21 protein-coding genes and 1 riboswitch are annotated in these 24,970 nt (G+C 41.1%); of the genes, 10 read left to right on the top strand and 11 right to left on the bottom strand.

From position 1 onward, the window contains the following. Positions 1-218: 218 nt before the first annotated feature. Positions 219-1,037 carry an N-acetylmuramoyl-L-alanine amidase gene (locus AAC155_RS03810; RefSeq protein ID WP_113041129.1) on the top strand — a complete coding sequence of 273 codons (819 nt, stop codon included), beginning with the start codon at positions 219-221 and terminating at the stop codon, positions 1,035-1,037. Positions 1,038-1,374: 337 nt separating this feature from the next. Here AAC155_RS03810 and AAC155_RS03805 read toward each other — a convergent pair whose 3' ends face one another. Beyond that, entirely contained in the window at positions 1,375-1,803 is a 429-nt protein-coding gene (locus AAC155_RS03805; RefSeq protein ID WP_113041088.1) for a DUF805 domain-containing protein, read from the bottom strand. 303 nt (positions 1,804-2,106) lie between these two features. Between AAC155_RS03805 and AAC155_RS03800 the strand changes: the two genes are divergently transcribed. After that, a complete protein-coding gene (locus AAC155_RS03800) occupies positions 2,107-2,601 on the top strand; it encodes a DUF2165 family protein (RefSeq protein WP_113041087.1) in 495 nt (164 codons plus the stop codon). Between the two features lie 262 nt (positions 2,602-2,863). Here AAC155_RS03800 and AAC155_RS03795 read toward each other — a convergent pair whose 3' ends face one another. Then, positions 2,864-3,247 (bottom strand): helix-turn-helix domain-containing protein, encoded by a 384-nt coding sequence (locus AAC155_RS03795; RefSeq protein ID WP_112877749.1) that lies wholly within the window; start codon positions 3,245-3,247, stop codon positions 2,864-2,866. Between the two features lie 315 nt (positions 3,248-3,562). Here AAC155_RS03795 and AAC155_RS03790 point away from each other — a divergent pair, with 315 nt between their 5' ends. The 3 genes from AAC155_RS03790 to AAC155_RS03780 all read left to right on the top strand — a co-directional run bounded on the left by AAC155_RS03790 (position 3,563) and on the right by AAC155_RS03780 (position 5,451). After that, a complete protein-coding gene (locus AAC155_RS03790; RefSeq protein ID WP_112877748.1) occupies positions 3,563-3,706 on the top strand; it encodes a PhoP/PhoQ regulator MgrB in 144 nt (47 codons plus the stop codon). Between the two features lie 169 nt (positions 3,707-3,875). After that, complete coding sequence (locus AAC155_RS03785; protein WP_113041086.1) at positions 3,876-5,255, top strand: amino acid permease; 1,380 nt, start codon at positions 3,876-3,878, stop codon at positions 5,253-5,255. Between the two features lie 73 nt (positions 5,256-5,328). After that, a complete protein-coding gene (locus AAC155_RS03780) occupies positions 5,329-5,451 on the top strand; it encodes a hypothetical protein (protein ID WP_262405104.1) in 123 nt (40 codons plus the stop codon). Positions 5,452-5,527: 76 nt separating this feature from the next. On the opposite strand, the gene pagP is transcribed toward AAC155_RS03780, so the two are convergent. Continuing rightward, entirely contained in the window at positions 5,528-6,151 is a 624-nt protein-coding gene (gene pagP / locus AAC155_RS03775) for a lipid IV(A) palmitoyltransferase PagP (RefSeq protein WP_113041085.1), read from the bottom strand. 600 nt (positions 6,152-6,751) lie between these two features. Between pagP and cspE the strand changes: the two genes are divergently transcribed. After that, positions 6,752-6,961 carry a transcription antiterminator/RNA stability regulator CspE gene (cspE, locus tag AAC155_RS03770; RefSeq protein WP_036781809.1) on the top strand — a complete coding sequence of 70 codons (210 nt, stop codon included), beginning with the start codon at positions 6,752-6,754 and terminating at the stop codon, positions 6,959-6,961. Between the two features lie 114 nt (positions 6,962-7,075). Next, a riboswitch (TPP riboswitch) is annotated at positions 7,076-7,168 on the top strand. A gap of 121 nt (positions 7,169-7,289) precedes the next feature. Continuing rightward, the gene (thiD, locus tag AAC155_RS03765) at positions 7,290-8,087 is read left to right on the top strand and encodes a bifunctional hydroxymethylpyrimidine kinase/phosphomethylpyrimidine kinase (protein ID WP_113041084.1); all 798 of its coding nucleotides are present in this window, start codon (positions 7,290-7,292) and stop codon (positions 8,085-8,087) included. 161 nt (positions 8,088-8,248) lie between these two features. Here the strand turns inward: thiD and fbaB are convergent, their stop codons facing one another. Further along, complete coding sequence (gene fbaB / locus AAC155_RS03760) at positions 8,249-9,298, bottom strand: class I fructose-bisphosphate aldolase (RefSeq protein WP_113041083.1); 1,050 nt, start codon at positions 9,296-9,298, stop codon at positions 8,249-8,251. Positions 9,299-10,204: 906 nt separating this feature from the next. On the opposite strand from fbaB, the gene AAC155_RS03755 reads away from it, so the two are divergent. Next, entirely contained in the window at positions 10,205-10,477 is a 273-nt protein-coding gene (locus AAC155_RS03755) for a hypothetical protein (RefSeq protein WP_146748048.1), read from the top strand. A 540-nt stretch (positions 10,478-11,017) separates the two neighbouring features. Here AAC155_RS03755 and trhP read toward each other — a convergent pair. The 7 genes from trhP to AAC155_RS03720 form a co-directional block, all read right to left on the bottom strand. Beyond that, positions 11,018-12,394 carry a prephenate-dependent tRNA uridine(34) hydroxylase TrhP gene (gene trhP / locus AAC155_RS03750; RefSeq protein WP_113041082.1) on the bottom strand — a complete coding sequence of 459 codons (1,377 nt, stop codon included), beginning with the start codon at positions 12,392-12,394 and terminating at the stop codon, positions 11,018-11,020. Positions 12,395-12,592: 198 nt separating this feature from the next. Then, positions 12,593-12,937: a YegP family protein gene (locus tag AAC155_RS03745; protein WP_113041081.1), complete on the bottom strand. Its 345-nt coding sequence runs from the start codon at positions 12,935-12,937 to the stop codon at positions 12,593-12,595. Between the two features lie 97 nt (positions 12,938-13,034). Beyond that, a complete protein-coding gene (gene baeR, locus AAC155_RS03740; protein WP_113041080.1) occupies positions 13,035-13,739 on the bottom strand; it encodes a two-component system response regulator BaeR in 705 nt (234 codons plus the stop codon). Continuing rightward, entirely contained in the window at positions 13,736-15,124 is a 1,389-nt protein-coding gene (baeS, locus tag AAC155_RS03735) for a two-component system sensor histidine kinase BaeS (RefSeq protein ID WP_113041079.1), read from the bottom strand. The genes baeR and baeS overlap by 4 nt, the downstream gene beginning before the upstream one ends. After that, positions 15,121-18,207 (bottom strand): multidrug efflux RND transporter permease subunit MdtC, encoded by a 3,087-nt coding sequence (gene mdtC / locus AAC155_RS03730; RefSeq protein ID WP_113041078.1) that lies wholly within the window; start codon positions 18,205-18,207, stop codon positions 15,121-15,123. Before mdtC ends, baeS begins: the two co-directional genes overlap by 4 nt. Then, entirely contained in the window at positions 18,204-21,350 is a 3,147-nt protein-coding gene (locus tag AAC155_RS03725; RefSeq protein WP_113041077.1) for an MdtB/MuxB family multidrug efflux RND transporter permease subunit, read from the bottom strand. Before AAC155_RS03725 ends, mdtC begins: the two co-directional genes overlap by 4 nt. Further along, the gene (locus AAC155_RS03720; RefSeq protein WP_113041076.1) at positions 21,350-22,555 is read right to left on the bottom strand and encodes an MdtA/MuxA family multidrug efflux RND transporter periplasmic adaptor subunit; all 1,206 of its coding nucleotides are present in this window, start codon (positions 22,553-22,555) and stop codon (positions 21,350-21,352) included. The genes AAC155_RS03725 and AAC155_RS03720 overlap by 1 nt, the downstream gene beginning before the upstream one ends. 396 nt (positions 22,556-22,951) lie before the next feature. On the opposite strand from AAC155_RS03720, the gene AAC155_RS03715 reads away from it, so the two are divergent. Together AAC155_RS03715 and add are read left to right on the top strand one after the other, a co-directional pair. After that, complete coding sequence (locus AAC155_RS03715; protein ID WP_113041075.1) at positions 22,952-23,881, top strand: nucleoside hydrolase; 930 nt, start codon at positions 22,952-22,954, stop codon at positions 23,879-23,881. Positions 23,882-23,906: 25 nt separating this feature from the next. Continuing rightward, positions 23,907-24,896 (top strand): adenosine deaminase, encoded by a 990-nt coding sequence (add, locus tag AAC155_RS03710; protein WP_113041074.1) that lies wholly within the window; start codon positions 23,907-23,909, stop codon positions 24,894-24,896. Positions 24,897-24,970: the final 74 nt, after the last annotated feature.

Genomic DNA, 24,970 nt, shown 5'->3' with positions numbered 1-24,970 from the left:
ACAATATAGCGGCTGACAGCCTTTCACGTTTCATTTGTTATTTTTGCCTTATTTCCATCTAAGTTATGGGAATAAGGCATCTTCATTTGTGCTTTATGCCAAGAACAAAACCGATAGTTTTATGAAAAAATCATATAAAACATAAATTTTATTTTGTATTCATTTAATTTCTTTGTGTTATTATCCTGCTTTCAATTAATAGATGGGACAGGGAAATGATGAAGAAGATCATATTGGTTGGCTTATTTATGCTATTGGCGGGGTGTTCCAGCTTGGAAGATCGGGGCGCTTATAAAGTTGATAGCTCTTTTCCTTCGCAAGGTCAAAATGACAGAGTAAGGTTTTTGGTGTTCCACTATACCGCTGTTGATGATAAAGATTCTTTACGTATACTCACTCAGGGCGGTGTTAGTGCTCATTATTTGATCCCATCGTTACCGAATTATGTGAGAGGAAAGCCTGTTATTCTACAACTGGTTCCTGAAGATAAGAGGGCATGGCATGCTGGTGTTAGTGGATGGAATGGTCGGAAAGACTTGAATGACACTTCGATTGGCATTGAAATTGTTAATAAAGGATTTACGGAAATGCTACTTGAGAAAGAGTGGTATCCGTTTAACGAGCAACAGATCGATCTATTAACGCGTTTGGCGAAAGATATTATTCAACGTTATGGCATTGAACCTATTAATGTCGTTGGTCACAGTGATATTGCACCTTTGAGAAAGTATGATCCAGGCAAACTTTTCCCTTGGAAGAATTTGGCAGAGCAAGGTATTGGTGCATGGCCTGAAGATGCAACCGTTGAAAAATATATGGCTGGCAGAAAATGGCATGATGGTGCTTCTGTTGAGTTAATCCAGAAGACATTGGCTAAATATGGCTACACCATTCCACAAACCGGTGTGCTTGATGAAGATACTCGTAAGACTATCAGTGCATTCCAGATGCATTTCAGGCCAGATGACATCAGTGGTAATCCTGATGCACAAACTGAATCAATAGCTCTGGCTCTGGTTGAGAAATATAAAAAATAGTTTTCACTATCTTGTGAGATCGTGCCATAGAAAGAACTTTATTGGAGTGACTTTTATGGCATAGTTTTTCTCATAAACTCTATAAATTTTCATGATCTATTCTTCGAACTTTTCTTCACTTTGTTTTAACCTGTAGTAACAACCTTACCTCGGCAGTTGTCGATCACATCTTTCCAATTGTTGCTATTTTAAAGTAGATTATGGTGAGAAATAGCAGTGATGGCTAAGTAATAAAATATCCAGTGTATATAAATAATCGTCGCTTTATTTTATAATGACTATTACTATTTTAAGTAATAGTCAGATTAAATGAAATTTTAGCGATATGGAGAAAATATTACTCTTTATTATGATTTTTTCCTCCTGGCAGAATAAATGCAAGAATAATCCCAATTAGGCTGATAAAGGGTGAATACATTATTATTTTGTCGGGAAAATAGTTTGGTAACACACTGCACAGGTAAATAAAAATAGAGATTAGCCAGCCATATAGCCCTACGTCATTGAATCTGTAAGCTGTTTTCATGATTAAATAGTAAACCGTAGCGAAGGAGCACATTGCCCATAGGCCAATAGAGATCATATACAACCACACTGATAACTCATATTTCATGTAGGCGGCATAATTGTTTTCTGCTAGGTAACCAGAGAGAAAGATTAATATTCCTAAAATAACGGATATTTTAATAAAGCTAATAATATAATCTTTTCTACTTAATTTTTGGCTGAAATAGCTTTTTATTGAACCAGCTAGAGAATCGTTCATAAATAATAGTCAGGTAAATAATAATAGATCAGATAATAACTGATCTAATGATAGTATGAACAGAAAAATATCAGTCAGATTTTAGATGAAAATATTTTAAACGTCATTCTATGATTAGATATGTGGAAATAGAGTGATGATTGTTAGATTATATGATATACCCGTTATCTTTCAAGTTGCCTCTTTCTATGCTCCCGGGGATTCACTCCCTTGCCGTCGCGATGCACCTTGAAATCCATAGGGTATAGTTTGTGTTCTTTATGATCTTTTCGGTGCTAAAACCATTCTTTGAGGACTTGACAAATGATTATTCGTTTATCTAAGACTTTGATGATTTTTGCAATAGCTTTGTTTGCGACATTAGCGGCTTTTGGCAATATTACAGACTATGCGACTAATTTCGTATTTGTACAGCATGTATTAATGATGGACACCGTTTTTCCAGATACAACTATTACCTATCGTGCAATTTATTCGCCGGTGCTACACCACATTGGTTATATTGTCATTATTTCTTTAGAAACTTTAACGGCAGTGTTATGTTGGATTGGCGGTATTCATTTGCTGGTAAATTTAAAATCTAACGCTGCTGTCTTTAATAAAAAGAAATCTATTGCGATAGCGGGTCTGACCTTGGGATTCTTGACTTGGCAGGTGGCATTTATGACAATTGGTGGCGAATGGTTTGGGATGTGGATGTCCAAACAGTGGGACGGTGTGTCTAATGCTTTCCATTTTTTTATCACTATCATTCTGGTACTGATTTATTTAATTCAGTATGACAAAGAACAAGAATAAGAATAAAGTTTGTCCATTTTTCAAATTCATGTTAACGGAAACTAAGTGCCGTTAAAAAATTCGACAGAGCTCTCTGTCCATCTAACCATGAAACTCAGAGAGCCTTGTTAAGGGAAGTATTGTGTTTGGCATCAAATAAATTGTGTCTGGCATCAAATAAAAGGTCAGAACACAAAGGTTGAAGCTCTTTGTCTTTCGCCGGAAAGCACGGTTGAATTTGTTGGATAATTGCCCGTTTCAATGTTGTTCTTTAGTTACCGTGTCACGAACAGTTAGTAGTGAAATGCAGAGGTAATTTAACTTCGAGCTCAATCTCTGGATTCTGCCGGAAATCATAGGGAGTTATGCCATACTCTTTGCGGAACATATAAGTGAAATGAGACTGAGAGCCAAAGCCGAAATCTAAGGCGATATCAAAAATAGGCAAAGCGCTGTTTCTCAAAAGATGAACAGCGCCGGCCAGGCGTCGCTGGCGGATATATTTACCAAGAGAAATTCCGGTGACTTCCTTGAATATTTTCTGCATGTGCCAAAGCGAGTAACCGGAGTAAGTTGCCAGTTCTTCCAGGTGGATTACCCGGCCAAGGTGATTCTCAATCCATTTGCTGAGAGCACATACAAGTGCTAAGTGATTATCCTGTGGCATTAACAATTTTGTTCTGGTTGAAAGTGAAAGGAAGTATACACAACTTTTTCTAAATATGACAAAGCCTTGACATAACGATTTAAATTGTAACTGAATGTGACAATTGATTTTTTTGTTATAGTGAATAGAATCCACATGGTTAGTATTTGTTTAAATGCGTTCTGATATGTTGTTAGCATGCATACTGCTGCCGGTTCGATTTTTTCACAATGAAAGCACAGGATGAATATTTTTCTTGTTTCATTGTTGTAAAATATCATTTTTCAACTTTATTCTTAACGTATTGCGTTCTGACCGAACTTGAAGGAAATAGAATTGGACATAAAAAAAACCATTGCAATCTTAGTATTACTTGGAATATGTCTGTTCTTGTACCTGTTAGCTTTGGATAGCTATTGTGATCAGGGGGAACAGTTTGATTCAGGTATTTGTTCTGTGACTCGATATCTGCCTTTCTGATTAGTTGCTGATACTCATCAGCCATTTTCCCATCATATATCTGTGCTAACATATATCTTCGATATCCACCCTTTAAAGCTAGTGTTTTGTTTGCTTTGAATAAAGCAGATAAGGGGAAGCGGTTGTTTTCCCACTAATAACAAGATAGAAGTTGTATCAAGAGGACAAGATGGCAGGACAATCGCAGCGGTCAACACTTAAACGCGGTTTAAAAAACCGGCATATTCAACTTATTGCTTTGGGGGGGTCTGTCGGGACTGGGTTGTTTCTCGGTATTGCACAAACTATAAAAATGGCAGGCCCCTCCGTAATTTTAGGATACGCTATCGCAGGCTTTATTGCATTTCTGATTATGCGTCAGCTAGGAGAGATGGTAGTCGAGGAGCCTGTAGCGGGGTCGTTTAGTCATTTTGCGTATAAATATTGGGGCGATTTTCCCGGGTTTTTATCAGGCTGGAATTATTGGGCGATGTTTACTCTGGTCGGAATGGCTGAATTAACGGCTGTGGGAATGTACATCCACTATTGGTGGCCTGATATTCCAACCTGGGTTTCTGCAACCGTCTTCTTTGTTTTAATCAATACGGTAAATTTAATTAATGTCCGGTTATATGGTGAAACAGAATTTTGGTTTTCCATCATTAAAGTGACCGCAATTATCTGTATGATTGTTTTTGGTTCTTACCTGTTAGTCAGCGGAAATGGCGGGCCTCAGGCCAGCATTACTAACCTTTGGCAGCATGGTGGCTTTATGCCTAATGGGATCTTCAGCCTTATTATGGCAATGGCTGTAATCATGTTCTCTTTTGGTGGATTGGAACTGGTGGGTATTACCGCAGCAGAAGCGGAAAATCCACGTATCAGCATTCCTAAGGCCACCAATCAGGTGGTATACAGGATATTGATTTTCTATATTGGTTCTCTGACTGTGTTATTGTCGCTTTATCCGTGGGGCAATGTCGTTGAAGGTGAAAGTCCATTTGTTATGATTTTTCATAACCTGGATAGTTTCTGGGTGGCTAACATTCTGAATATTGTTGTCCTAACAGCTGCATTGTCCGTTTATAACAGCGGTGTGTATTGCAACAGTCGGATGCTGTACGGTTTAGCAAAACAAGGCAATGCTCCTGGAATGTTGACAAAAGTTAATGAAAGTGGTGTTCCTATCAGAGCCATTGTTATGTCTGCTTTGGCAACGTCCATTGGCGTATTGATTAATTATGTGATGCCGGGCAAAGCATTTGAGTTATTAATGGCGTTGGTGGTAACAACGTTGGTGATTAATTGGGTCATGATCTGTATGGCGCATTTAAAATTCCGGGCAGAAAAAGTTAAACAGGGGATAGAGCCGTCATTTAAGGCGTTTTGGTATCCATTCGGTAATTATCTGTGTCTGGTTTTCCTTGCTTTTATACTTGTCATTATTTTGATGATGGATAGCATCCGTATTTCAGTTATCCTGATGCCATTCTGGGTGGGGGTGTTATGGATCGGGTTTTTAATGTCCCATTCTCGCCGTAATAAAATGAAAATAGAGGATCAGGGATAATATCTATACCCTATGGATTTCAAGATGCATCGCGACGGCAAGGGAGCGAATCCCCGGGAGCATAGATAACTATGTGACCGGGGTGAGCGAGTGCAGCCAACAAAGAAGCAACTTGAAAGATGACGGGTATATACCCTATGGATTTCAAGTTGCATCGCGACGGCAAGGGAGTGCAGCCAACAAAGAGGCAACTTGAAAGATAACGGGTATACCTGGATTATCACTATAAAAATACCAGGCTGATGTCACACAGCCTGGTATTTTTTATCCGGTTACCACTGCCAACGTAACCAGGCGAAGAGTACATTACCGTTGTTATATGTGCCGGGAATATACGTTCCTTGAAACGATAACCGATCATATTCTATGGAGAATAACGGTAATGGGAGTGGAATAGGGACATAATAATAATCATGACGAGCTGTAACGCTCAGAGTGAAACCAATTCCCATTCGGAAACCATCTAAATCACCGGGTATCCACATCTTCTGAAATCCATAGCCAACGATGGGTTCCAAACGGTTATGAGAATCCATAAAAGCCATTGCATAAAGGGAATGCCAATCGTTGTCTTCGTCGTAACGATATTTACCATAGCCGAAACCCCAGGGCCGCTCATTATATTTATCGGTTTTCTCTTTATCGTAGGTATGTCTGTTATGCCAAGTAATTACCGGCAGATAAAGTTCATTGTTGGGTGCATCCCAGGTGAGAGCGACATTATTGCTGAATTTTTCCCATAAACTGCTCGAATTGTTGCCATAACTGATCGGGGTGTGAGATTCAGTGGTTGTTAATGATTTGTTAGCAGTATCTGCCGTTGTTGCAAACACTGCCCCAGATGAGACTAAAAGAGTGGCTGATAGGGTACAGGCTGCGGTTAAATCAAACTTCATTATTTATTGCTCCAATTTCCCGACGACATAAATTGGGAAGATCCTTCGTATCACGTAAAATATGACAAACGTCTAAATTCAGGAATTCTACTCTTGCTATTTTCAATAAAAGTTAAACGAAAAATTAATATTAAGATGTGATAGGTATTAATTGGGTATATTTAATACTGATGTTTTAGTCAACTAATATTGGGAATGTGTTGATTTTTTCTTTCACTCAAACAGTAGAGATTGGTCTCTATGACCGTACTATAGATATAAAAAATCTAATAATAAGACAGGCAAAATAAATTAGGATTATTTATGTTATCTGGGGTTTTGTTGAGTGGATAAACTGTAAGCTAATTAGGATAACCTTGGTTTTTCAAATTTTTGCGGCTATGTTAAACAATAATTGTTGTTAAGAATTTTAAATATGTGCGTTAGCTCCATAGCTGATAAAAAATGGCTTGCCATCATATTAAGAATATGTGATAAATCGTTCGGGTAAACGAGGTATGGTTCTGTTATACAGCTCTATTAATAGCAGCAACTTGCTCTAGTTTTTATGTTGCGCCGAACGGCGAATTAGAATTAAGTGATCCGAAGGAAATTCTTAAAATGGCAAAAATCACTGGTACTGTAAAGTGGTTCAACGAATCTAAAGGTTTTGGTTTTATTACTCCGGCTGATGGTAGCAAAGATGTGTTTGTACATTTTAGCGCTATTCAGAGCGAGGGTTTCAAGACTCTGGCCGAAGGTCAAAAAGTTGAGTTTGAAATTCAGGACGGTCAGAAAGGTCCTTCTGCGGCAAACGTTACTACAGCATAACTTTTTTTTGTCAATCATTTTGGATTGACGAAATAAATTTGTTGTCTGTTTGATTTTTTATTGGCAACAATGATATACCGATATCACCCTGTTAGTTATCTGATAGGGTGTTTTTGTTTTGACTCGGGGTGCTCTTCACAGAGCTGAGATGAACCCGTAATACCTGATCTGGATAATGCCAGCGTAGGGAAGTCGAGGTATCTTTTCCTGATATACCCTATGGATTTCAAGATGCATCGTGACGGCAAGGGAGTGCAGCCAACAAAGAGGCAACTTGAAAGATGACGGATATACTTGCTTTTCTTTTGCTGGTTGGAAGGGGTACCTATTGAGAATCAATTCACTGACAATTGCCGGTACTGATCCTAGTGGCGGTGCTGGCATTCAAGCCGACCTAAAAACTTTCTCCGCACTTGGTGCTTATGGCACAACAGTAATGACCGCGCTTGTTGCGCAAAACACCTGTGGTGTGCAATCTGTTTATGATATCGATCCTACTTTTGTTGCGGCACAGCTTGAATCTGTGTTGTCAGATATCAGAATTGATAGCGCTAAGATAGGCATGTTATCCAATGCGGCCAATGTTGCCGTCGTTGCCGACACAATAAGCCGTTATGTCGTTCCTTATGTTGTATTGGATACGGTAATGATTGCGAAAAGTGGCGATCCGTTGTTGGCACCGGAAGCGGTTTCCGCGGTTGTTGAACGATTATTACCGAAGGTTTCGTTGATTACCCCAAATTTGCCGGAAGCCGCAGCGATATTGAAATGCTCTGTAGCAAAAACCGAAACGGACATGCAAAAACAAGGGCGTGAACTATTATCGCTAGGATGCGAAGCCGTTTTACTGAAAGGCGGGCACCTTACAGAACATGAAAGCCCTGATTGGCTATTTACTGTTGAGGGAGAATGGCGTTTTACTGCGCCCAGAATCAATACTCGTCATACTCATGGAACAGGATGTACGCTCTCCGCTGCACTGGCTGCTTTGCGTCCGCGTTATTCGAATTGGCAGACAACACTGCCTGTTGCCAAAGCATACCTCCAGGCGGCGTTAGAACAGGCGGACTCGTTAGATGTAGGAAAAGGAATCGGGCCTGTGCACCATTTTCATCAGTGGTGGTGAGAGTAGCTGATGGGTGTTTTCGGGATTTGGTGAGAAAGTGATAATGAATAAGAAGAGTAAGGTGTTTAGGCTGTGAGAAGAGGATAACTCAACGTTGGCAGCGACTTACTATCTATTCATTATCACCGGCGACAAGTTTGATTTACGCTGACAAGCTTGATTTACGCGATAGTCACTTGCTTATCCAGATAGACATCTTGAACCGCATTAATCAGCTCAATACCTTCTTTCATGGATTTTTTGAAAGCTTTACGACCAAGGATTAACCCCATGCCGCCTGCGCGTTTATTAATGACGGCGGTACGAACGGAGTCACTTAAATCATTATTACCGGATGCACCACCTGAGTTAATCATACCGGCGCGACCCATGTAGCAGTTAGCTATCTGATAACGGACCAGATCGATAGGATGATCGGTAGTCAAATTAGTGTAAACACGTTTATCGGTATGACCAAAGCCAATCGCCGTATAGCCGCCGTTATTTTCGGCCATTTTTTGTTTAACGATATCGGCACCGATAGTGGCTGCTAAATGGTTAGCCTGGCCTGTGAGGTCTGCACTGGAGTGATAATCTACCCCCTCTTTTTTGAAGGCGGAATTACGTAGGTAGGCCCACAATACCGTTACCATGCCCAATTCATGAGCCCGTTTAAAGGCGGCTGAAATTTCCTCAATTTGACGCCGTGATTCAATAGAGCCAAAGTAAATTGTTGCTCCAACGGCAACAGCACCCATCTCGAATGCTTGCTCAACACTAGCATATAAAGTTTGATCATATTGAGCGGGATAGCTCAGTGTTTCATTGTGGTTCAGTTTAACCAGAAATGGGATCTTATGAGCATAACGACGAGAAACAGCGGATAACACGCCATAAGTAGAGGCAACACAGTTACAGCCGGCTTCAATAGCCAGTTCAACGATATTTTTTGGATCGAAATAGAGTGGGTTTGCTGCAAAAGAAGCGGCAGCAGAATGTTCTACACCTTGATCCACCGGCAAAATAGACAAATAACCCGTACCTGCAAGGCGACCATGATTTAACAATGTTTGCATGGAGCGCAGAACCATATTGGGTCGGTTATTGTCGATCATTACGCGGTCAACAAAATCGGCACCTGGCAGATAAAGATTTTCACTCGGAATGGTATTACAACGATGTTGCAATAAACTGTCCGCATCTTTGCCTAACAACTTAGCGATATCAGTCATGTCTTACTCCAGTTATGAAAAGATGCTATCGATTGTCATTTATCCTTTTTAGGATAACAAGTTATATTGGGAGGGAAGTGGTAGTGGATCGCTTCAGGTAGGATTTTAAAGAGAATTTTATTACCAGCAAAGTAGCTATTTAGTGTAAGAGTGACATTACCATTCTTTAGGTGGTTGATATGGGTGTGAAATAGTTTGCTATGCTCCCGGGGATTGACTCCCTTGCCGTCGCGATGCATCTTGAAATCCATAGGGTATATAACTTAATTAACCGATAAATAAGAGTGTTATTTATCGTTTTATCTTTCTATCGCTAAACTGATTATTTTGTTATATGATTTTTTTGTAAAGATTTAATATGTTTTTATATCATTTAAATAAGTTTTATAAGGTTGAGTATTCATATTTTTTGAACGCTATTAGAGATAAATTTTATTGATTTTAATTATTTGTGTGAATAATTTTTTATTTTGTCAATTTATTTATAACTATGTTTCCCCATTATATGTTAAATAACCATTTTTGACGTCAATGTTTTTAAATCTATATAATCCTGTAAGCAACAGTCAATATAGTTATTTATTCTTTCGTAAAAGTGATAATAATACAAAATAATAATTATACTAAATTTTTAGTTTTGATTGTATTCATCAATCAATTAGCTGATTAAGAAATACATCAATATAGTTTGATTTTTTCACGGATGAAAAATTTCTCATGTTTCTATTACGAATGTTGATATTTTGGTTTTCTTCCATTTACCAAGAGTAATTTATTATTACGTTTTCTCTTTAGTAACTTGTTTGCAAACGATTTTTTATAAAGTCATTGGATCTGTTGATGTAAGCTGATTTTTCTTGATGTTATTGTTAGATGATATTTTTCATGCTGATCCGGTGTAAAAATGTGTTTCTATTGTCTTTTGGTTTACTAAGCAGCTCCTATTGTGGGATTAAACTTCATTTCTATGAGGGAGCAACAGGTACTGCGCTATCGTTTATCATCTTTGGGGTGATTTGGCTATTTTGCCCTTATTTATTCTATGGATATACCCTATGGATTTCAAGATGGATCGCGGCGGCAAGGGAGCGAATCCCCGGGAGCATAGATAACTATGTGACCGGGGTGAGTGAGTGCAGCCAACAAAGAGGCAACTTGAAAGATGACGGGTATATATGAAACAAAAGCCGTTTTGGGTTATTAAGTCGATATAGTCGTCAGGTAAATGTTGAACTAATAGTTTTAACAATAAGTAAATTGTAATTATCTGTTGTCATAATCTTTACCTGATTAATTCTATCAAATTGTATAATATTTGGTCTAAATATGATGGATTTCCTGAATTATTAAACAGTGGAAAATTTTAATTACATTTCTTTAGATAGTGTGATATTTCAATAAGTAGAAATATTTTCTTATTAATATTAAGGGTATCAGAAACAGATGAATATAAACATTCATTGATTTAATAGTTAAATTTATCTATTTAATTAATCGTGTGAATGAATTCTGTAACTTGTTGATTTTATTTCCCAGAGCAAAAAAGAAAAGGCCAGCTCAAGGGAGATTGAGCCGGCCAAGGAGGTGGTTCCTAGTCTTACTGTAAAACTTTTTTAATTTTTTATTTTTCACCAACAATACTACGGTAAATAAAATAGTATTGATGTGATCTGTTTCTAAAAAAAGAAATATATCATCGTCAGGAGGGGATATTGATGATTATTTGTCTGAGTCTCGGTTCGTTTGAGGATATTGAGAATTAATACCATTTAGATTACGTATTAATAAGGCGTAATTAATATCAATTTGTTTAGGAATTGGTAAATAGACAATATACCCATCCCCAGGCGCAACTTCCATTGGTTGGCCTTTTTTATCCTGCATTGTTTCCAGTGTAAACTGGATATTGCCTGATGGTGTCATTAATTCGAGACGGTCTCCGATCATGAATTTATTCTTGACAGCCACTTCAGCCAATCCGTTGACTCGCTCACCCGTAAATTCACCAACAAATTGTTGGGTATCGGATATCGAGTAACCGTATTCATAAGTCTGATAGGCATCATGGGTATGACGGCGCAAAAATCCTTCGGTATAGCCGCGATGAGCAAGTCCTTCTAATGTTGTTAGCAGCGTTGGATCAAAAGGTTTCCCTGCAACAGCATCATCAATGGCTCGGCGGTAAACTTGTGCTGTGCGAGCGCAGTAATAGAAGGATTTTGTTCGTCCTTCGATTTTCAGAGAGTGAACGCCCATTTTAGTTAATCGCTCAACGTGCTCAACTGCACGTAAGTCTTTGGAATTCATGATGTAAGTACCATGTTCATCTTCGAAAGCTGACATATATTCACCAGGGCGTTTTGCTTCTTCGAAGGTAAATACTTTATCTGTTGGTGTGCCTTTTCCCAATGTTGGCTCGATACTTTTTGTCGGTATCGGTTCATGCATATGCACAATATTACCGATATCATCTTCTTTGCCTTCTTGGACATGATATTCCCAACGGCAGGCATTAGTGCAGGTTCCCTGATTGGGATCGCGTTTATTAATATAGCCGGATAATAGGCAACGACCGGAATAGGCCATACACAATGCCCCATGTACGAAAATTTCCAGTTCCATATCGGGAACCTGCTGGCGAATCTCGTTAATTTCATCCAGAGAAAGTTCACGGGAAAGAATAACCCGCGTTAGTCCCATTTGTTGCCAGAATTTTACTGTCGCCCAGTTAACCGCGTTAGCTTGAACGGAAAGATGAATTTCCATTTCAGGAAAAGCTTCACGAACCATCATAATCAGCCCGGGATCAGACATAATGAGGGCATCAGGTCCCATATCAATGACAGGCTTTAGATCACGGATAAAAGTTTTCAATTTGGCATTGTGAGGAGCAATATTGACCACGACGTAAAAGCGTTTACCAAGCTCATGAGCCTCTTTAATGCCGAGTGCCAGATTTTCGTGATTAAATTCATTATTGCGAACACGCAGGCTATAACGTGGTTGACCAGCATATACGGCATCTGCGCCATAGGCAAAAGCATAGCGCATATTTTTTAGCGAACCGGCAGGGGAAAGTAATTCTGGAGTAAACATGGTTAAAAAATTCTCGGTTTGAGTTGAGATGAGTTTTCACTATAAAAAGTAAGGATAAGGCCGGGGATTCTAACGCGTATTTTGTTGCGGATACAAATTTATTAGTATGAAACGTTCGGTTCTCTTGATCGATGGAGAGCGCCTTATCAATTGACGATGACTTTCAACTGATAAGGTGCGGTTTATCATGAAAAAATATTATTCTGACTTTGTCAGATCTCGAACATTGACGCTAGAGCCATGTTTAATTGCAGATTGAATGCCTTTTTTGATTGCCACTTCATTATCGTAAGGCTCGCTGATGCCGATAACTTGATAGTTTCTCGCTTTCAGCACGAAATAGGACTTGCCAGATTTGTTTTCTCTGATTTCGAAGTTTTTTTCTGCCGGTGAATTTGCTTGGACAGAACGAATTCCTTTATTCGCTGCTGCCTTGGTAGTATACATTTCACTGGTAAGGATAACTTCACCGTTCGATGCTTTTAAATTGAAGTAATACTGCTTGTTTTTTGTTCTCTTAAGATCATAATAACCTACAGCCATAAGAAATTCCTCTAATTAAAGGTAAGTATTTTTAATATAGCTGAATTTCTGACCGGTGAAAGGTTGAAAGAAATTTAATTCAGTTAAAGTGTGACAGTTATAACAAACGGCATATATCCGCTTCCCATCGGTAACCAAGTCCATAAATAGAACGAATGAATGTTTTACTGTTATCCAATTGTTCCAGTTTACGGCGTAAATTTTTAATGTGGCTATCAATGGTACGGTCTGTCACGATTCGGTGATCGTCATATAGATTATTCAATAACTTATCGCGGGAAAATACTTGCCCAGGGCGACTTGCCATCGTTTTTAATAACCGGAATTCAACTGGGGTCAAATCCAGTATTTGATCGCGGTAACGTGCTTGGAAACAGGCTTCGTCAATGTGTAGATCGCTTTGCTTGACAATATCTTGTGGTCGGTAACAGCGACGAAGAATTGTTTTAACTCGCGCGACAATTTCACGTGGGCTGTAAGGTTTACAAATATAATCATCTGCCCCGATTTCCAATCCAAGTAAACGGTCAATTTCTTCCGTCTTGGCGGTGACCATAATAATCGGTACGTCAGAGAAGCGGCGAATTTCCCGACAAATAGAGATGCCATCACAACCTGGAAGCATTAAATCCAGCAAAATAATATCTGGATTGTGTTGCTGCACATGGGAGACCGCTTCATCACCTCGCAGTAGCCATTGGGTTTCGTAATCAGCCGCTCGCAAGTAATCAACCAGCAATTGCCCAAGCTTTGGCTCATCTTCAACAATCAAAACAGTATAATGCCCAAATTCTGTACTCATAACGTTTCGTCGTCGAGGGATTCAGTTAGCGGCAATTCTACGATAATTCTCAGGCCACCTAAAGGTGAGGGTTCGGCATGGATCGTACCGTTATGTGCTTCAACGATGTTATTGCAAATGGCTAATCCAAGTCCTGATCCACCACTGGCACGGTTTCGTGAGGATTCACTGCGGTAGAATCGTTCAAAAACTTGTTGGCATTGCTCTGGTGACAAGCCGGGCTTGCTGTCCTCCCAATTCAGAATGAAGTGGTTATCGTCAGAACAACCTTTAATGATCAATTTTCCATTATCAGCGGTATAGCGAAGACTATTTTCCAGTAAATTATGAAATAGCTGAGTCAATCTGCTTGGGTCAGCAAACACCATAATAATTTCAGGAAGTTTAACATCCACTTGGATTTGTTTATCAAGGAAACGTCCATGATAAGATGCGATAGCAACCTGAATTAACTCACTGATGTTGATAAATTCTTTCCGGTATGCCAGCGCCCCACGATCGGATAGAGATAGCTGGTGTAGATCATCAACCAGTTTGGTCAATGTGGTAATTTCAGCCAATAACGAATTGAGTGTTTCTGGCGTTGGTTTGTGAACACCATCCTGTAACGCTTCCAATTCACCACGCAATATAGAAAGGGGAGTGCGCAGTTCATGAGAAATATCCGCCATATAATCGCGACGCATCTGCTCGTTTTTTTCCAGGGTACTGGCGAGCTGGTTAAAATTGTGGGCAAGCTGACCAATTTCATCTTTACTTGATGGTGTGACTCGGGCACTGAAATCACCGGCTGCCAGTTTATGTGTCCCTTCAACCAAACGTTTAACGGGTTTTAACATACCGCGGGATAATAATAGCGTGGCTATCATTGCCAGCAAGGTAGATAAACCGGCAATTATCCAGCTTGTCAGTTGTTGTTGGCGATCAAAACTGATATCCGCTTGACGGGTAATTTTATCTGATGTGCTAACAATGACCCAGCCAACGATTTGATGATGATAGATGATCGGTTTGCGATAAGTCTCTGACGGGATTTTACCTTCGTGACCGACCAGCGGTTTCATGTCACTGTCCACCACCCAAAATTGAGTTCGCCAACCGCGAGGTGGTGGACCTTGATGGCTTTCACTGGTTTGTTCAATGGAGCGGATAATTTGAAAAATTACCCGGTCATTCCTCTTTAAGAATTTCCAGCTGCCATATTGTTGATATTGTTCGGCCAGTGCTTCGGCTAACATGGCAGTACGTAACTGGATATTTTGTTTTATATAACCAATAAAACCATACTGGAAGCTGCTTCTTACGCCCCAGTGCATGGTGATGAGTACTAGCATGCAAGTGGCGAAAATGGCCATAAACAGTTTACCACTGATGCTGAGTTTCATGATTGCTCCATAATTTGCCTAGCGGTACGCCGTTGTTGCCATTTTTCCCTTAGTCGATCAAAACAGAGATAGACAACCGGTGTGGTATACAGTGTTAAAAGCTGGCTCATAACCAAACCACCCACAATGGTTATTCCTAAAGGTTGGCGTAATTCCGTACCGTCGCCACTACTCAAAACCAGTGGCAGGGAACCAAACAAGGCGGCCAGTGTGGTCATCAGAATCGGACGGAAACGTAATAGGCTGGCTTGGAATATCGCATCACGGGCGCAGATATTACCGTTACGTTGAGCTTCAATCGCAAAGTCCACCATAATAATGGCATTCTTTTTCACGATACCAATCAATAACATGATGCCGATTAATGCTATCAGGCTGAATGGTGTGTCAAACAGTTCTAATGCCAGCAGGGCACCAATACCGGCGGAAGGCAGGGTAGAGAGAATAGTCAATGGATGGATATAACTTTCATACAGTATCCCTAGCACTAGATAGACGGTAATAATGGCTGCCAGAATCAAGAATAATTGTGATTTCAGGGTTTCCTGAAAAATCTGGGCGGTGCCTGCAAAAGTGCCACGAACCGTTGAAGGTACCCCAAGTTCGGTTGTGGTTCTTTCAATCGCATTGATAGCATCAGAGAGGGTATAGCCTTCGGATAGATTGAAAGCAATGGTTGAAGCAGCAGAAAGCCCCTGATGATTTACACTGAGTGGCGCGTTAGCCGGTTGCCAGTGAGCAAAATAGGAGAGCGGAATGGCTTTTCCTTGATTGTTAATCACAAACATTTTTTCCAGTGCGCTGACATCCTGTGTATATTCTGGTGCAACTTCCATCACCACCTTGTACTGATTAAGTGGTTGATAAATGGTGGATATTTGTCGCTGACCAAAAGCATTATTTAGCAAATTATTGGCTTCACTGACATTAATGCCCAGACGAGACATGGTATCGCGGTCATAGATTATTGCCATTTCAGCTCCTTTATCCTCCTTATCTGAATTCACGTCAGTCAGTTGTGGCAATTGCCCTAATGCTTTACGGATAACAGGCTCCCATTTGCGAAGATCATTCAGATCATCTGCCAGCAATGTGAATTGATAGCTGGCATTAGCCTGGCGACCGCCAGCCCTAATATCTTGTACCGGAATGAGAAATAGATTTGCTCCCGGTTCATTGGCAAGTTTAATTCTCAGGCGTGAGATAACCTGTTCAGCGTTTTCTGAACGCTCTTTCAATGGCTTTAGAGAGATAAACATAAAGCCATTATTTACCCGCCCACCACCGGTAAAACCGATAACGTTGTCTACCGTAGGATCTGCATTGATTGTCTGCATGAAATTTTTCATTTTTTCACGCATAGATTGGAAAGAGATACTTTGATCTGCCCGAACAAACCCTAGCAAGCGACCGGTATCCTGCTCTGGGAAGAAAGTTTTGGGGATATTGATATAGAGCCAGACATTTAGGGCAATGATGCCGGCCAAAATTAACAATACCCAACGGCTATGATTAAGAACCCACATCAGGGAGCGTCCATAAGCTTGCTGAATTTTCAGTAGAACTTTGCCGAATCCTCGTATTTTCTTCTGTGCTTTGGGACGCTGAGATTTTAGTAAATGAGCGCACATCATTGGCGTTAGTGTTAGAGAAACCAACAGTGAGATGCTGATTGATGTGGTTAGGGTAATGGCAAATTCACGAAACAGCCGACCAACCAATCCATCCATGAGCAGAAGCGGGATAAAGACTGCTACCAGCGAAATACTCATCGAGAGGACCGTAAAACCCACTTCCCGGACACCCTGTAGTGCCGCTTGCATGGGTTTTATGCCTGCTTCAAGGTGGCGGGAAATATTCTCCAGTACCACAATCGCATCATCTACCACAAATCCTGTGGCAACCGTCAGCGCCATTAAGGAAAGATTGTTCAAACTGAAACCGCACAGATACATAGCGGTAAATGTGCCAATGAGTGAAACAGGTACCGCGATGGCAGGGATCAATGTTGCGCGACCAGAACGCAAGAACAGGAATACCACCAGAATGACCAGCCCGATAGCAATCACCAATGCTCGTTCTACTTCCACTATTGAAGCACGAATAGTTGGTGTGCGGTCTTGAGCAACTTTAAGTTGAATACTGGCAGGAATAGATTCACGTAATGCAGGTAATTGTTCACGGATACGGTTTACTGTGGCGATAATATTCGCGCCAGCCTCGCGGCGAATGATCAACAAAATAGCCGGTTTACCGCCAGACATTCCGGCTGCTCTGACATTCTGAACAGAATCTTTTACATTTGCTACATCCTGCAATCGCACTGGTGAATTGTTGTTGTAGTGAACGATGATCGGGCGATAGTTTTCGGCTGTTTTTAACTCATCATTCGTTTGAATTTGCCAGTGTTGCTGATCGGAATCCACATATCCTTGTGGGCGGCGAACATTGGCATTGCTGATAGCTTTGCGTACCGCATCCAGCGAAACTCCCTGATGAAACAGGGCGCCAGGATTCAATTCAACTCTGACTGCGGGTAATGAACTTCCGCCAACAGAAACTTCACTGATACCTTCAACTTGGGCGATTTTCTGAGCCAGTTGTGTAGACGCAAAATCATAAAGCTGCCCCTGATTATAGGTATCGGAAGTCAATGTGAGGATCATGATTGGGGCATCCGACGGGTTGACTTTGTAATAATGCGGCCTGCTAGGCATACCGGAAGGCAACAGGCTTTGAGCGGCATTCAGCGCTGCCTGTACATCCCGTGCTGCACTGTTAATATCACGATTGAGATCAAATTCAAGCGTGATATTGGTATTGCCAAGGGAGCTACTGGACGTCATTTCATTGACTCCGGCAATGTGGCCTAAGGCGTGCTCCAGCGGAGTCGCGACAGATGAGGCCATTGTTTCCGGTGAAGCGCCCGGTAATGAGGCGTAAACGGAGATCACCGGAAAATCCACTTGTGGTAAAGGAGAAACCGGCAACAAGGTAAATCCCAATACTCCACATAGGGTTATGGCTAAACTCAATAGCGTGGTGGCAACAGGGCGTTGGATAAATAAGGCAAAAAATTTCACCGCGGCTCCTGATGATCAATAGATGAGGTATTTGAAACTAAGAGCTGGCGATTGCGGCGATAGTGGGCCAGACGGTCAAACAGTAAATAGATCACTGGCGTAGTAAACAGTGTCAGGATCTGGCTCATAATCAGTCCACCGACCATACAGATACCCAGAGGACGACGTAATTCAGCGCCTACACCGGTGCTAAGCATCAAGGGGAGTGCTCCAAGTAATGCTGCCATTGTGGTCATCAGAATCGGACGGAAGCGCAATAAGCACGCTTGATAAATGGCTTCGTAAGGCGATAATCCCTGTTCACGTTCCGCTGACAGCGCAAAATCGATCATCATGATGGCGTTTTTCTTCACAATACCTATCAACAAGATAATGCCGATGATCGCAATGACATCCAGTTCATGACCTGCCATCATCAGTGCTAATAGTGCACCCACTCCCGCTGTCGGTAATGTGGAGAGGATTGTCACCGGATGGATGAAGCTTTCATACAGTATGCCTAGCACGATATACATGGCGATAATAGCCGCCGCGATTAGCCACAATGTATTGCCCAGTGCGCTTTCAAATGCCAGTGTTGTTCCCTGGAATTGGGTGGAAATGTCTTTGGGCATTTTGATCAATTGTGCGGCATCACGAACAGCATTGACCGCCTGTTCAAGAGAAGCATCCTCGGCAACGTTGAAAGAAAATGTTGCTGAGGGAAATTGAGCTAGATGATTGATTGCCAGTGGGCCAAATCTTTGTTCAATAGTTGCAATAGTTCTGAGAGGTACGACATGGCCGTCAGTTCCGTTAAGGCGGATGTTATCAAATGCTGCCAGCCCTGGAGTCGATGTCACATCATGTTCCAAGATGATCCGATACTGATTAGCCTGCGTATAAATGGTTGAAATTAGCCGCTGGCCGAATGCGTTATAGAGTGCGTTATCTATAGCGGCTATTGAGATGCCCAATCGGCTGGCAATGTCTCGGTCTACTTTAACGTAGGCGATCAGCCCCTGATCTTGCCAGTCACTGCTGATATCAATTAGCTCTGCTCTCTGCTTTAGTTCAGCCAGTAATTTTGGCACCCAGATACTCAGTTCATCCAGAGAGGTTGCCTGCAAAGTGAATTGGTATTGGGTACGAGTAACCTGAGTGTCAATCGTCAAATCCTGCATCGGTTGCAGATAGAGTTTTATGCCGGGTATAGCGGCAACTTTTTCCTGCAAACGCGGAATAATGTCAACGATTCTGTCATCACGCTGATTGAGTGGTTTTAGTGTGATTTGCAGTCGCCCGTTATTCAATGTTGGGTTACTGCCATCAACGCCCACAAAAGTGGTGATATTTTCTACTGCCGGGTCTTGCAGTAATAAGGATGAAACCTGCTGTTGTTTATTCACCATGGCAGCAAAGGAAATGGATTGCGGCGCTTCCAGTGTTCCCTGAATCAGCCCATTATCCTGTGATGGAAAAAATCCTTTTGGAATCATCAGATAGAGCAGGGCAGTTAGCACCAATGTGCTTAGGGCGATGCTAAAGGTGATCCACGGGTGGTTCAGTGCTCTTTTTAGCCATACAGCATAACCGGCAATCATTTGTTCAAAAAAGCGTTCACTGGCTTGTTCAAAACGATTGTGTTTTATCTGTGATTCCGGTTTCAATATTCGAGCGCACATCATGGGGGTTAATGTCAGTGAGACAATGGCTGAAATCAGAATTGCCACGGCCAAGGTAATGGCAAACTCACGAAACAGGCGGCCAACGATATCGCCCATAAAAAGCAGCGGGATCAGTACCGCAATCAAAGAGAAAGTCAGGGAGATAATGGTAAAACCGATTTCACCCGCACCTTTTAATGCTGCTGTCATCGGTTTCTCGCCTTGTTCTATATAACGGGAGATATTTTCAATGACCACAATGGCATCGTCTACGACAAAACCGGTGGCAATGGTGAGCGCCATTAGCGTCAGATTATTGACGGAGAAACCGCAGAAATACATCACTGCGAATGTACCGATCAGTGAAAGAGGAACGGCGATACTGGGGATAAGTGTTGCGATACCGTTACGTAAAAACAGATAAATCACCATAACAACCAGAGCAATTGCCAGTAACAGCTCAAACTGAACATCTTTCACTGAGGCACGAATGGTTGTCGTGCGGTCAGTCAGGATTTTCATATCGACGAACTTTGGCAAGCTGCTGATAAGTTCCGGCAACATCTGACGAATGTTATCTGTAGTTTCAATCACATTGGCGCCTGGCTGGCGCTGAACATTAATCACAATGGCTTGTTTGTTATTTGACCATGCACCTAGTTTGGTGTTTTCAGCGCCTTGTTCAATGGTTGCGACATCTTGTAACCGTACCGGTGAGCCGTTTTTATAGGCAATGATCAAGTTGCGGTAATCATTTACTGACTTCATCTGATCGTTGGCCGAAAGCGTGACAGAGCGAGTCGGACCATCAAGGCTACCTTTGGCGGAGTTAACGTTAGCATTGTTGATAGCGGTGCGGATCGTTTCGCTATCCAATCCCTGTGCAGCGACCGCTTGGGCGTTTAGCTTCACTCTGACGGCTGGTCGCTGGCCGCCGGCGAGTGTCACCAATCCTACGCCATTGACCTGTGAAATTTTCTGTGCGATACGGGTTTCCACCATATCCTGAATCTGTGTCATCGGCATTGCATCGGAGGTGACTGCTAGCATTAGAATCGGTGGATCAGCGGGATTAACTTTGCTGTAGATAGGGGGATAAGGCAGGTCATTAGGCAATAAATTACTGGCTGCATTGATAGCCGCCTGCACTTCCTGCTCGGCGACATCTAACGGCAAAGTTAGCTGGAATTGTAATGTGATAACGGAAGCCCCGCCGGAACTTTGAGAAGCCATCTGTTTAAGGCCAGACATCTGTCCGAGTTGGCGCTCCAGTGGTGCGGTGACTGCCGAAGTCATCACATCGGGGCTTGCGCCGGGGTAGAGTGTGACCACCTGAATGGTGGGATAGTCCACTTCTGGTAATGCAGACACGGGCAACATGCGATAGCCGATAATACCTGCCAGTAGGATTGCTGCCATAAACAGCGTGGTGGCAACAGGTCGCAAGATGAACAGGCGTGATGGTCCGCCTCCTGGGATTGGGGAGTTTACCTGCATCAGGAATTCTCCGTTTTATGGTGTTTTTGTGGCTGAGGCTTATTTGCCATCGGTGTGACAATATCCACCTTAGCGCCATCTGTCAGGCGATCGATACCATCAGTGACCACTTTATCACCTGCTGCTAAGCCGGTACTGATAACAACGCGTTTTGTATCCTGCAATTTGACCGTGACCAGATGTTTGCTGACTTTATTCTCTTTACCTAACATCCAGACAAAATTCCCTTCATTACCCATTTGCAGGGCAGCATTTGGGATCACCACTGCGTTTTCCAGTGTATCGACTTTAATACGGACATTAACGAACTGATTTGGAAATAAGATGCTATCTTGATTGGAAAAACGGGCTTTCAGCTTAATTGTGCCGGTAGCGGCATCAATTTGATTATCAATGCTCAACAGTTTTCCTTCGGCAAGTTGTTGCTGGTTATTGCGATCCCAGGCACTAACAGCGACGTCATGATTCGTTTTCTGAGCTTGTAAAACAGCATTGATATCGTTTTCAGGGAGTGAAAATAGCACATCTACTGGATCGGTTTGGGTAATAACCACGATAGGAGAGCTGTTACCACTGGAAATAAAATTTCCTACATCGATCTGTTTCAAGCCCACTTTACCGGAAATGGGAGCGGTAATACGGCTGTAAGTGAGTTGAAGTTTTGCACTATCAATTGCTGCTTGATCAACTTTCAGACTGGCTTCGTGTTGGCGGACAAGAGCACGTTGATTATCCATTTCTTGTTGGGAAATCAGGTGAGTGTTTGCCAATTTCTGGTAGCGATTGAGATCCTGACGGGCATTCGCCAATATTGCTTCATCTTTAGCAAGCTGGCCTTTGGCTTGTGCTAGTTGAACCTGAAAAGGGCGTGGATCAATTTCTGCCAGTAAATCCCCTTGTTTAATTTGTTGTCCTTCCTGAAAGTGCAAAGCGATAAGCTGACCTTCAACCCGGCTGGTTACCGTGGCAGTATTGGCGGCCTGAATAGTGCCAAGCCCGGCCAGAAAGCGAGGGACTGCCTGCTCTTTTGCTGTGGCAACCTGTACAGGGGGTAAAGGGGAATGTCTTAAACCAGAGAATTGATCAGATGGGCTAGATTGTTGAGGGGTTTTAAGTTGGTGCCAGAAAAATATAGCGGCAGCAATGGCAATAGCGGCCAGTGCTGCACGGAAAAGGAAAGTACGGTGTTTATTATTTTGATTCATTTCTTCGACATTCTCTCAAACGCAAGGCCAAGATGTTGCTTGATTATGTCCGACTGAAATATCGGTTTAATCACATGCTATTAGTTTAGACAGTGAGGATAGGCTAAAAAATGGAGAAAATGTGGAAAATATGTCAAGGAAGCGCTTTTTAAGGTAAATTAAGGCGTTTTTTGTCAGTTTTTTCGAGCTGGCTCCAGAAATTATGCAAATGATGCTGCCTCTGTTATACCCAATGGATTTCAAGATGCATCGCGACGGTAAGGGAGTGAATCCCCGCGAGCTCTGTGCACATTGTTTTTTAATTTTGGGTTTTTTAATTCTGGAAAAAGGTCATGTGACTTTTTTTTGGCGGAACTTATAGACTAATGTAAGGAATATGATAAAGGGAAATAGGCTATGAGACATTTCATTATTGATACAGATACGGCTTCCGATGATGCAGTTGCATTACTGATGGCGCTCCGTGAACCCTCAGTTTTAATTGAAGGTATTACTATTGTTGCCGGTAATTGTACTGTTGCTCAGTGCAGGAAAAATGCATTAGTTAGTATTGAAAAAGCAGGAACATATATTCCTCCGGTATATGAAGGGATGAGTAAACCATTATTTAGAGAGCACTATGCTTCATATCATATTCATGGGAAAGAGGGTATGGGTAATATGAATTTACCAGAGTCTTCGTTAATAGTAGAAGATAAACATGCAGTAGATGCAATTATTGATATCGTGAAAAAATTTCCTGGTGAGATAGAGATAATCGCTTTGGGGCCATTGACAAATATAGCAATGGCTGTCTTAAAAGAGCCGGATTTATATAAATTTGTCAAAGTGATTTATATTATGGGTGGTTCTGGATTGAAGCCAGGTAATATTACGCCATTAGCTGAATTCAATATCTATTCTGATGCAGAAGCAGCACATATAGTATTGGGTTCTGGATTGCCTCTTATATTTTGTGGATGGGAGTTAGGTATGGCGGAGGCTTTTATTAATGAATTCGATATGGATAAATTAAATTCTTTAGGTGATCTTGGTCAGTTTGCAGTGAGCTGTAATAGAACATTGATTGAATTCAATGCAGGAAGAACGAATAGAAAAGGATTTGATCTGCCTGATCCTATAACAATGGCTATTGCTTTATATCCGAATGAAGTGATTGAGGATAAATTAGAGGTATATGGTTATGTTGAATATCAAAGCGCACGTTCATATGGGCATTTAGTGATTGATTCAACCGATCTTCTCAATCATCCCCATAATATGAGTGTGGTGACTAAAATCAAGGGTAAGGTATTTAAGAATAAACTATTTACATTATTATCGTAATTTTAGTCATATAGGCGAATAAAAGATGAATTTTAATCCTGATTTACTGAGAAAGATAGAATTACATACGCATCTTGATTGTGGGTTGCGTTATCACTTCGTTAAAAAACTTATTCCTGATATTACCCATAAGTCATTTTGTGAAAAATATATTGCCCCTGAAAAATGTCATGATTTAGGTGATTTTTTAAATAAGATCATTCCTTCACTGGATTTACTACAAAAAAGGGACGTAATAGCTGATGCTGTAGACGATCTTTTCATACAATTAAAAAGCGATAATGTAGTTTATGCTGAAATTAGATTTGCACCTTTACTTCATCTTCGCTTAGGATTAAATGAGCGCGATATTGTAGAAATTGTTTTGGAGGCAATGAAAAATGCTTCAGTCAAATATAGTATAGCAGCAGGTTTAATATTATGTACATTGCGGCATTTTTCAGAAGATCAAAGTTTGAGAACTGCATATCTTGTCAATGAATATTCTAATTACGGTGTTGTTGCTCTCGATCTTGCTGCCGATGAGGCAAGATATCCACTTAATGCACATTTGAATGCGTTTAGAATGGTGTTGGAAAATGGTGGAAATATTATTGCGCATGCAGGAGAAGCGAAAGGGGCTGAAAGTGTGCGCGAGACTATCAATAAATTAAATATTTCTCGTATAGGTCATGGTGTCAGAAGTATTGAAGATCGAGATGTTATTGATCTCCTTATAGAGAGAAATATACATTTAGAAATCTGCCCGACGTGTAATATTATTTGCGATATTTATGATATCTATGAAAACCATCCAGTTAATTTGTTGAAAAAGGTTGGTGTCAATATTGGGATTAATACGGATGCCCGGACAGTTGCAAATATTACCTTATGTGAAGAATATTTGAAGATTAATCGATACTTTGGTTGGCAGTATAGTGATTTTATTGAAACAAATTTGAATGCATTACAGGCTTCCTTTTCTAGTAATGAATTGAAAAATAGATTGAAAAAGGAAATAATGAGATTGTCGTAGTGAAAAATTGCATTCTATTTATCTCTGTATATAATTGGAAAAATTCTATTAAATCTGTAATCTGTATTAGATAT

Source organism: Photorhabdus sp. HUG-39, from assembly GCF_963878365.1.
Taxonomy (GTDB): domain Bacteria; phylum Pseudomonadota; class Gammaproteobacteria; order Enterobacterales; family Enterobacteriaceae; genus Photorhabdus; species Photorhabdus kayaii.
The sequence above is the reverse complement of the archived record's forward strand: the minus strand, read 5'-3'. Positions and strand labels throughout refer to the sequence as shown.

What these genes read in the sequence shown, in the direction of transcription:
- AAC155_RS03795 (WP_112877749.1), bottom strand. Translation starts at nt 3,247, where the DNA reads ATGCCACAGGATAATCACTTAGCACTTGTATGTGCTCTCAGCAAATGG.
- add (WP_113041074.1), top strand. Translation starts at nt 23,907, where the DNA reads ATGAATTTTAATCCTGATTTACTGAGAAAGATAGAATTACATACGCAT.
- AAC155_RS03805 (WP_113041088.1), bottom strand. Translation starts at nt 1,803, where the DNA reads ATGAACGATTCTCTAGCTGGTTCAATAAAAAGCTATTTCAGCCAAAAA.
- AAC155_RS03720 (WP_113041076.1), bottom strand. Translation starts at nt 22,555, where the DNA reads ATGAATCAAAATAATAAACACCGTACTTTCCTTTTCCGTGCAGCACTG.
- baeS (WP_113041079.1), bottom strand. Translation starts at nt 15,124, where the DNA reads ATGAAACTCAGCATCAGTGGTAAACTGTTTATGGCCATTTTCGCCACT.
- AAC155_RS03800 (WP_113041087.1), top strand. Translation starts at nt 2,107, where the DNA reads ATGATTATTCGTTTATCTAAGACTTTGATGATTTTTGCAATAGCTTTG.
- AAC155_RS03785 (WP_113041086.1), top strand. Translation starts at nt 3,876, where the DNA reads ATGGCAGGACAATCGCAGCGGTCAACACTTAAACGCGGTTTAAAAAAC.
- AAC155_RS03715 (WP_113041075.1), top strand. Translation starts at nt 22,952, where the DNA reads ATGAGACATTTCATTATTGATACAGATACGGCTTCCGATGATGCAGTT.
- pagP (WP_113041085.1), bottom strand. Translation starts at nt 6,151, where the DNA reads ATGAAGTTTGATTTAACCGCAGCCTGTACCCTATCAGCCACTCTTTTA.
- fbaB (WP_113041083.1), bottom strand. Translation starts at nt 9,298, where the DNA reads ATGACTGATATCGCTAAGTTGTTAGGCAAAGATGCGGACAGTTTATTG.
- trhP (WP_113041082.1), bottom strand. Translation starts at nt 12,394, where the DNA reads ATGTTTACTCCAGAATTACTTTCCCCTGCCGGTTCGCTAAAAAATATG.
- baeR (WP_113041080.1), bottom strand. Translation starts at nt 13,739, where the DNA reads ATGAGTACAGAATTTGGGCATTATACTGTTTTGATTGTTGAAGATGAG.
- AAC155_RS03810 (WP_113041129.1), top strand. Translation starts at nt 219, where the DNA reads ATGAAGAAGATCATATTGGTTGGCTTATTTATGCTATTGGCGGGGTGT.
- cspE (WP_036781809.1), top strand. Translation starts at nt 6,752, where the DNA reads ATGGCAAAAATCACTGGTACTGTAAAGTGGTTCAACGAATCTAAAGGT.
- AAC155_RS03725 (WP_113041077.1), bottom strand. Translation starts at nt 21,350, where the DNA reads ATGCAGGTAAACTCCCCAATCCCAGGAGGCGGACCATCACGCCTGTTC.
- AAC155_RS03745 (WP_113041081.1), bottom strand. Translation starts at nt 12,937, where the DNA reads ATGGCTGTAGGTTATTATGATCTTAAGAGAACAAAAAACAAGCAGTAT.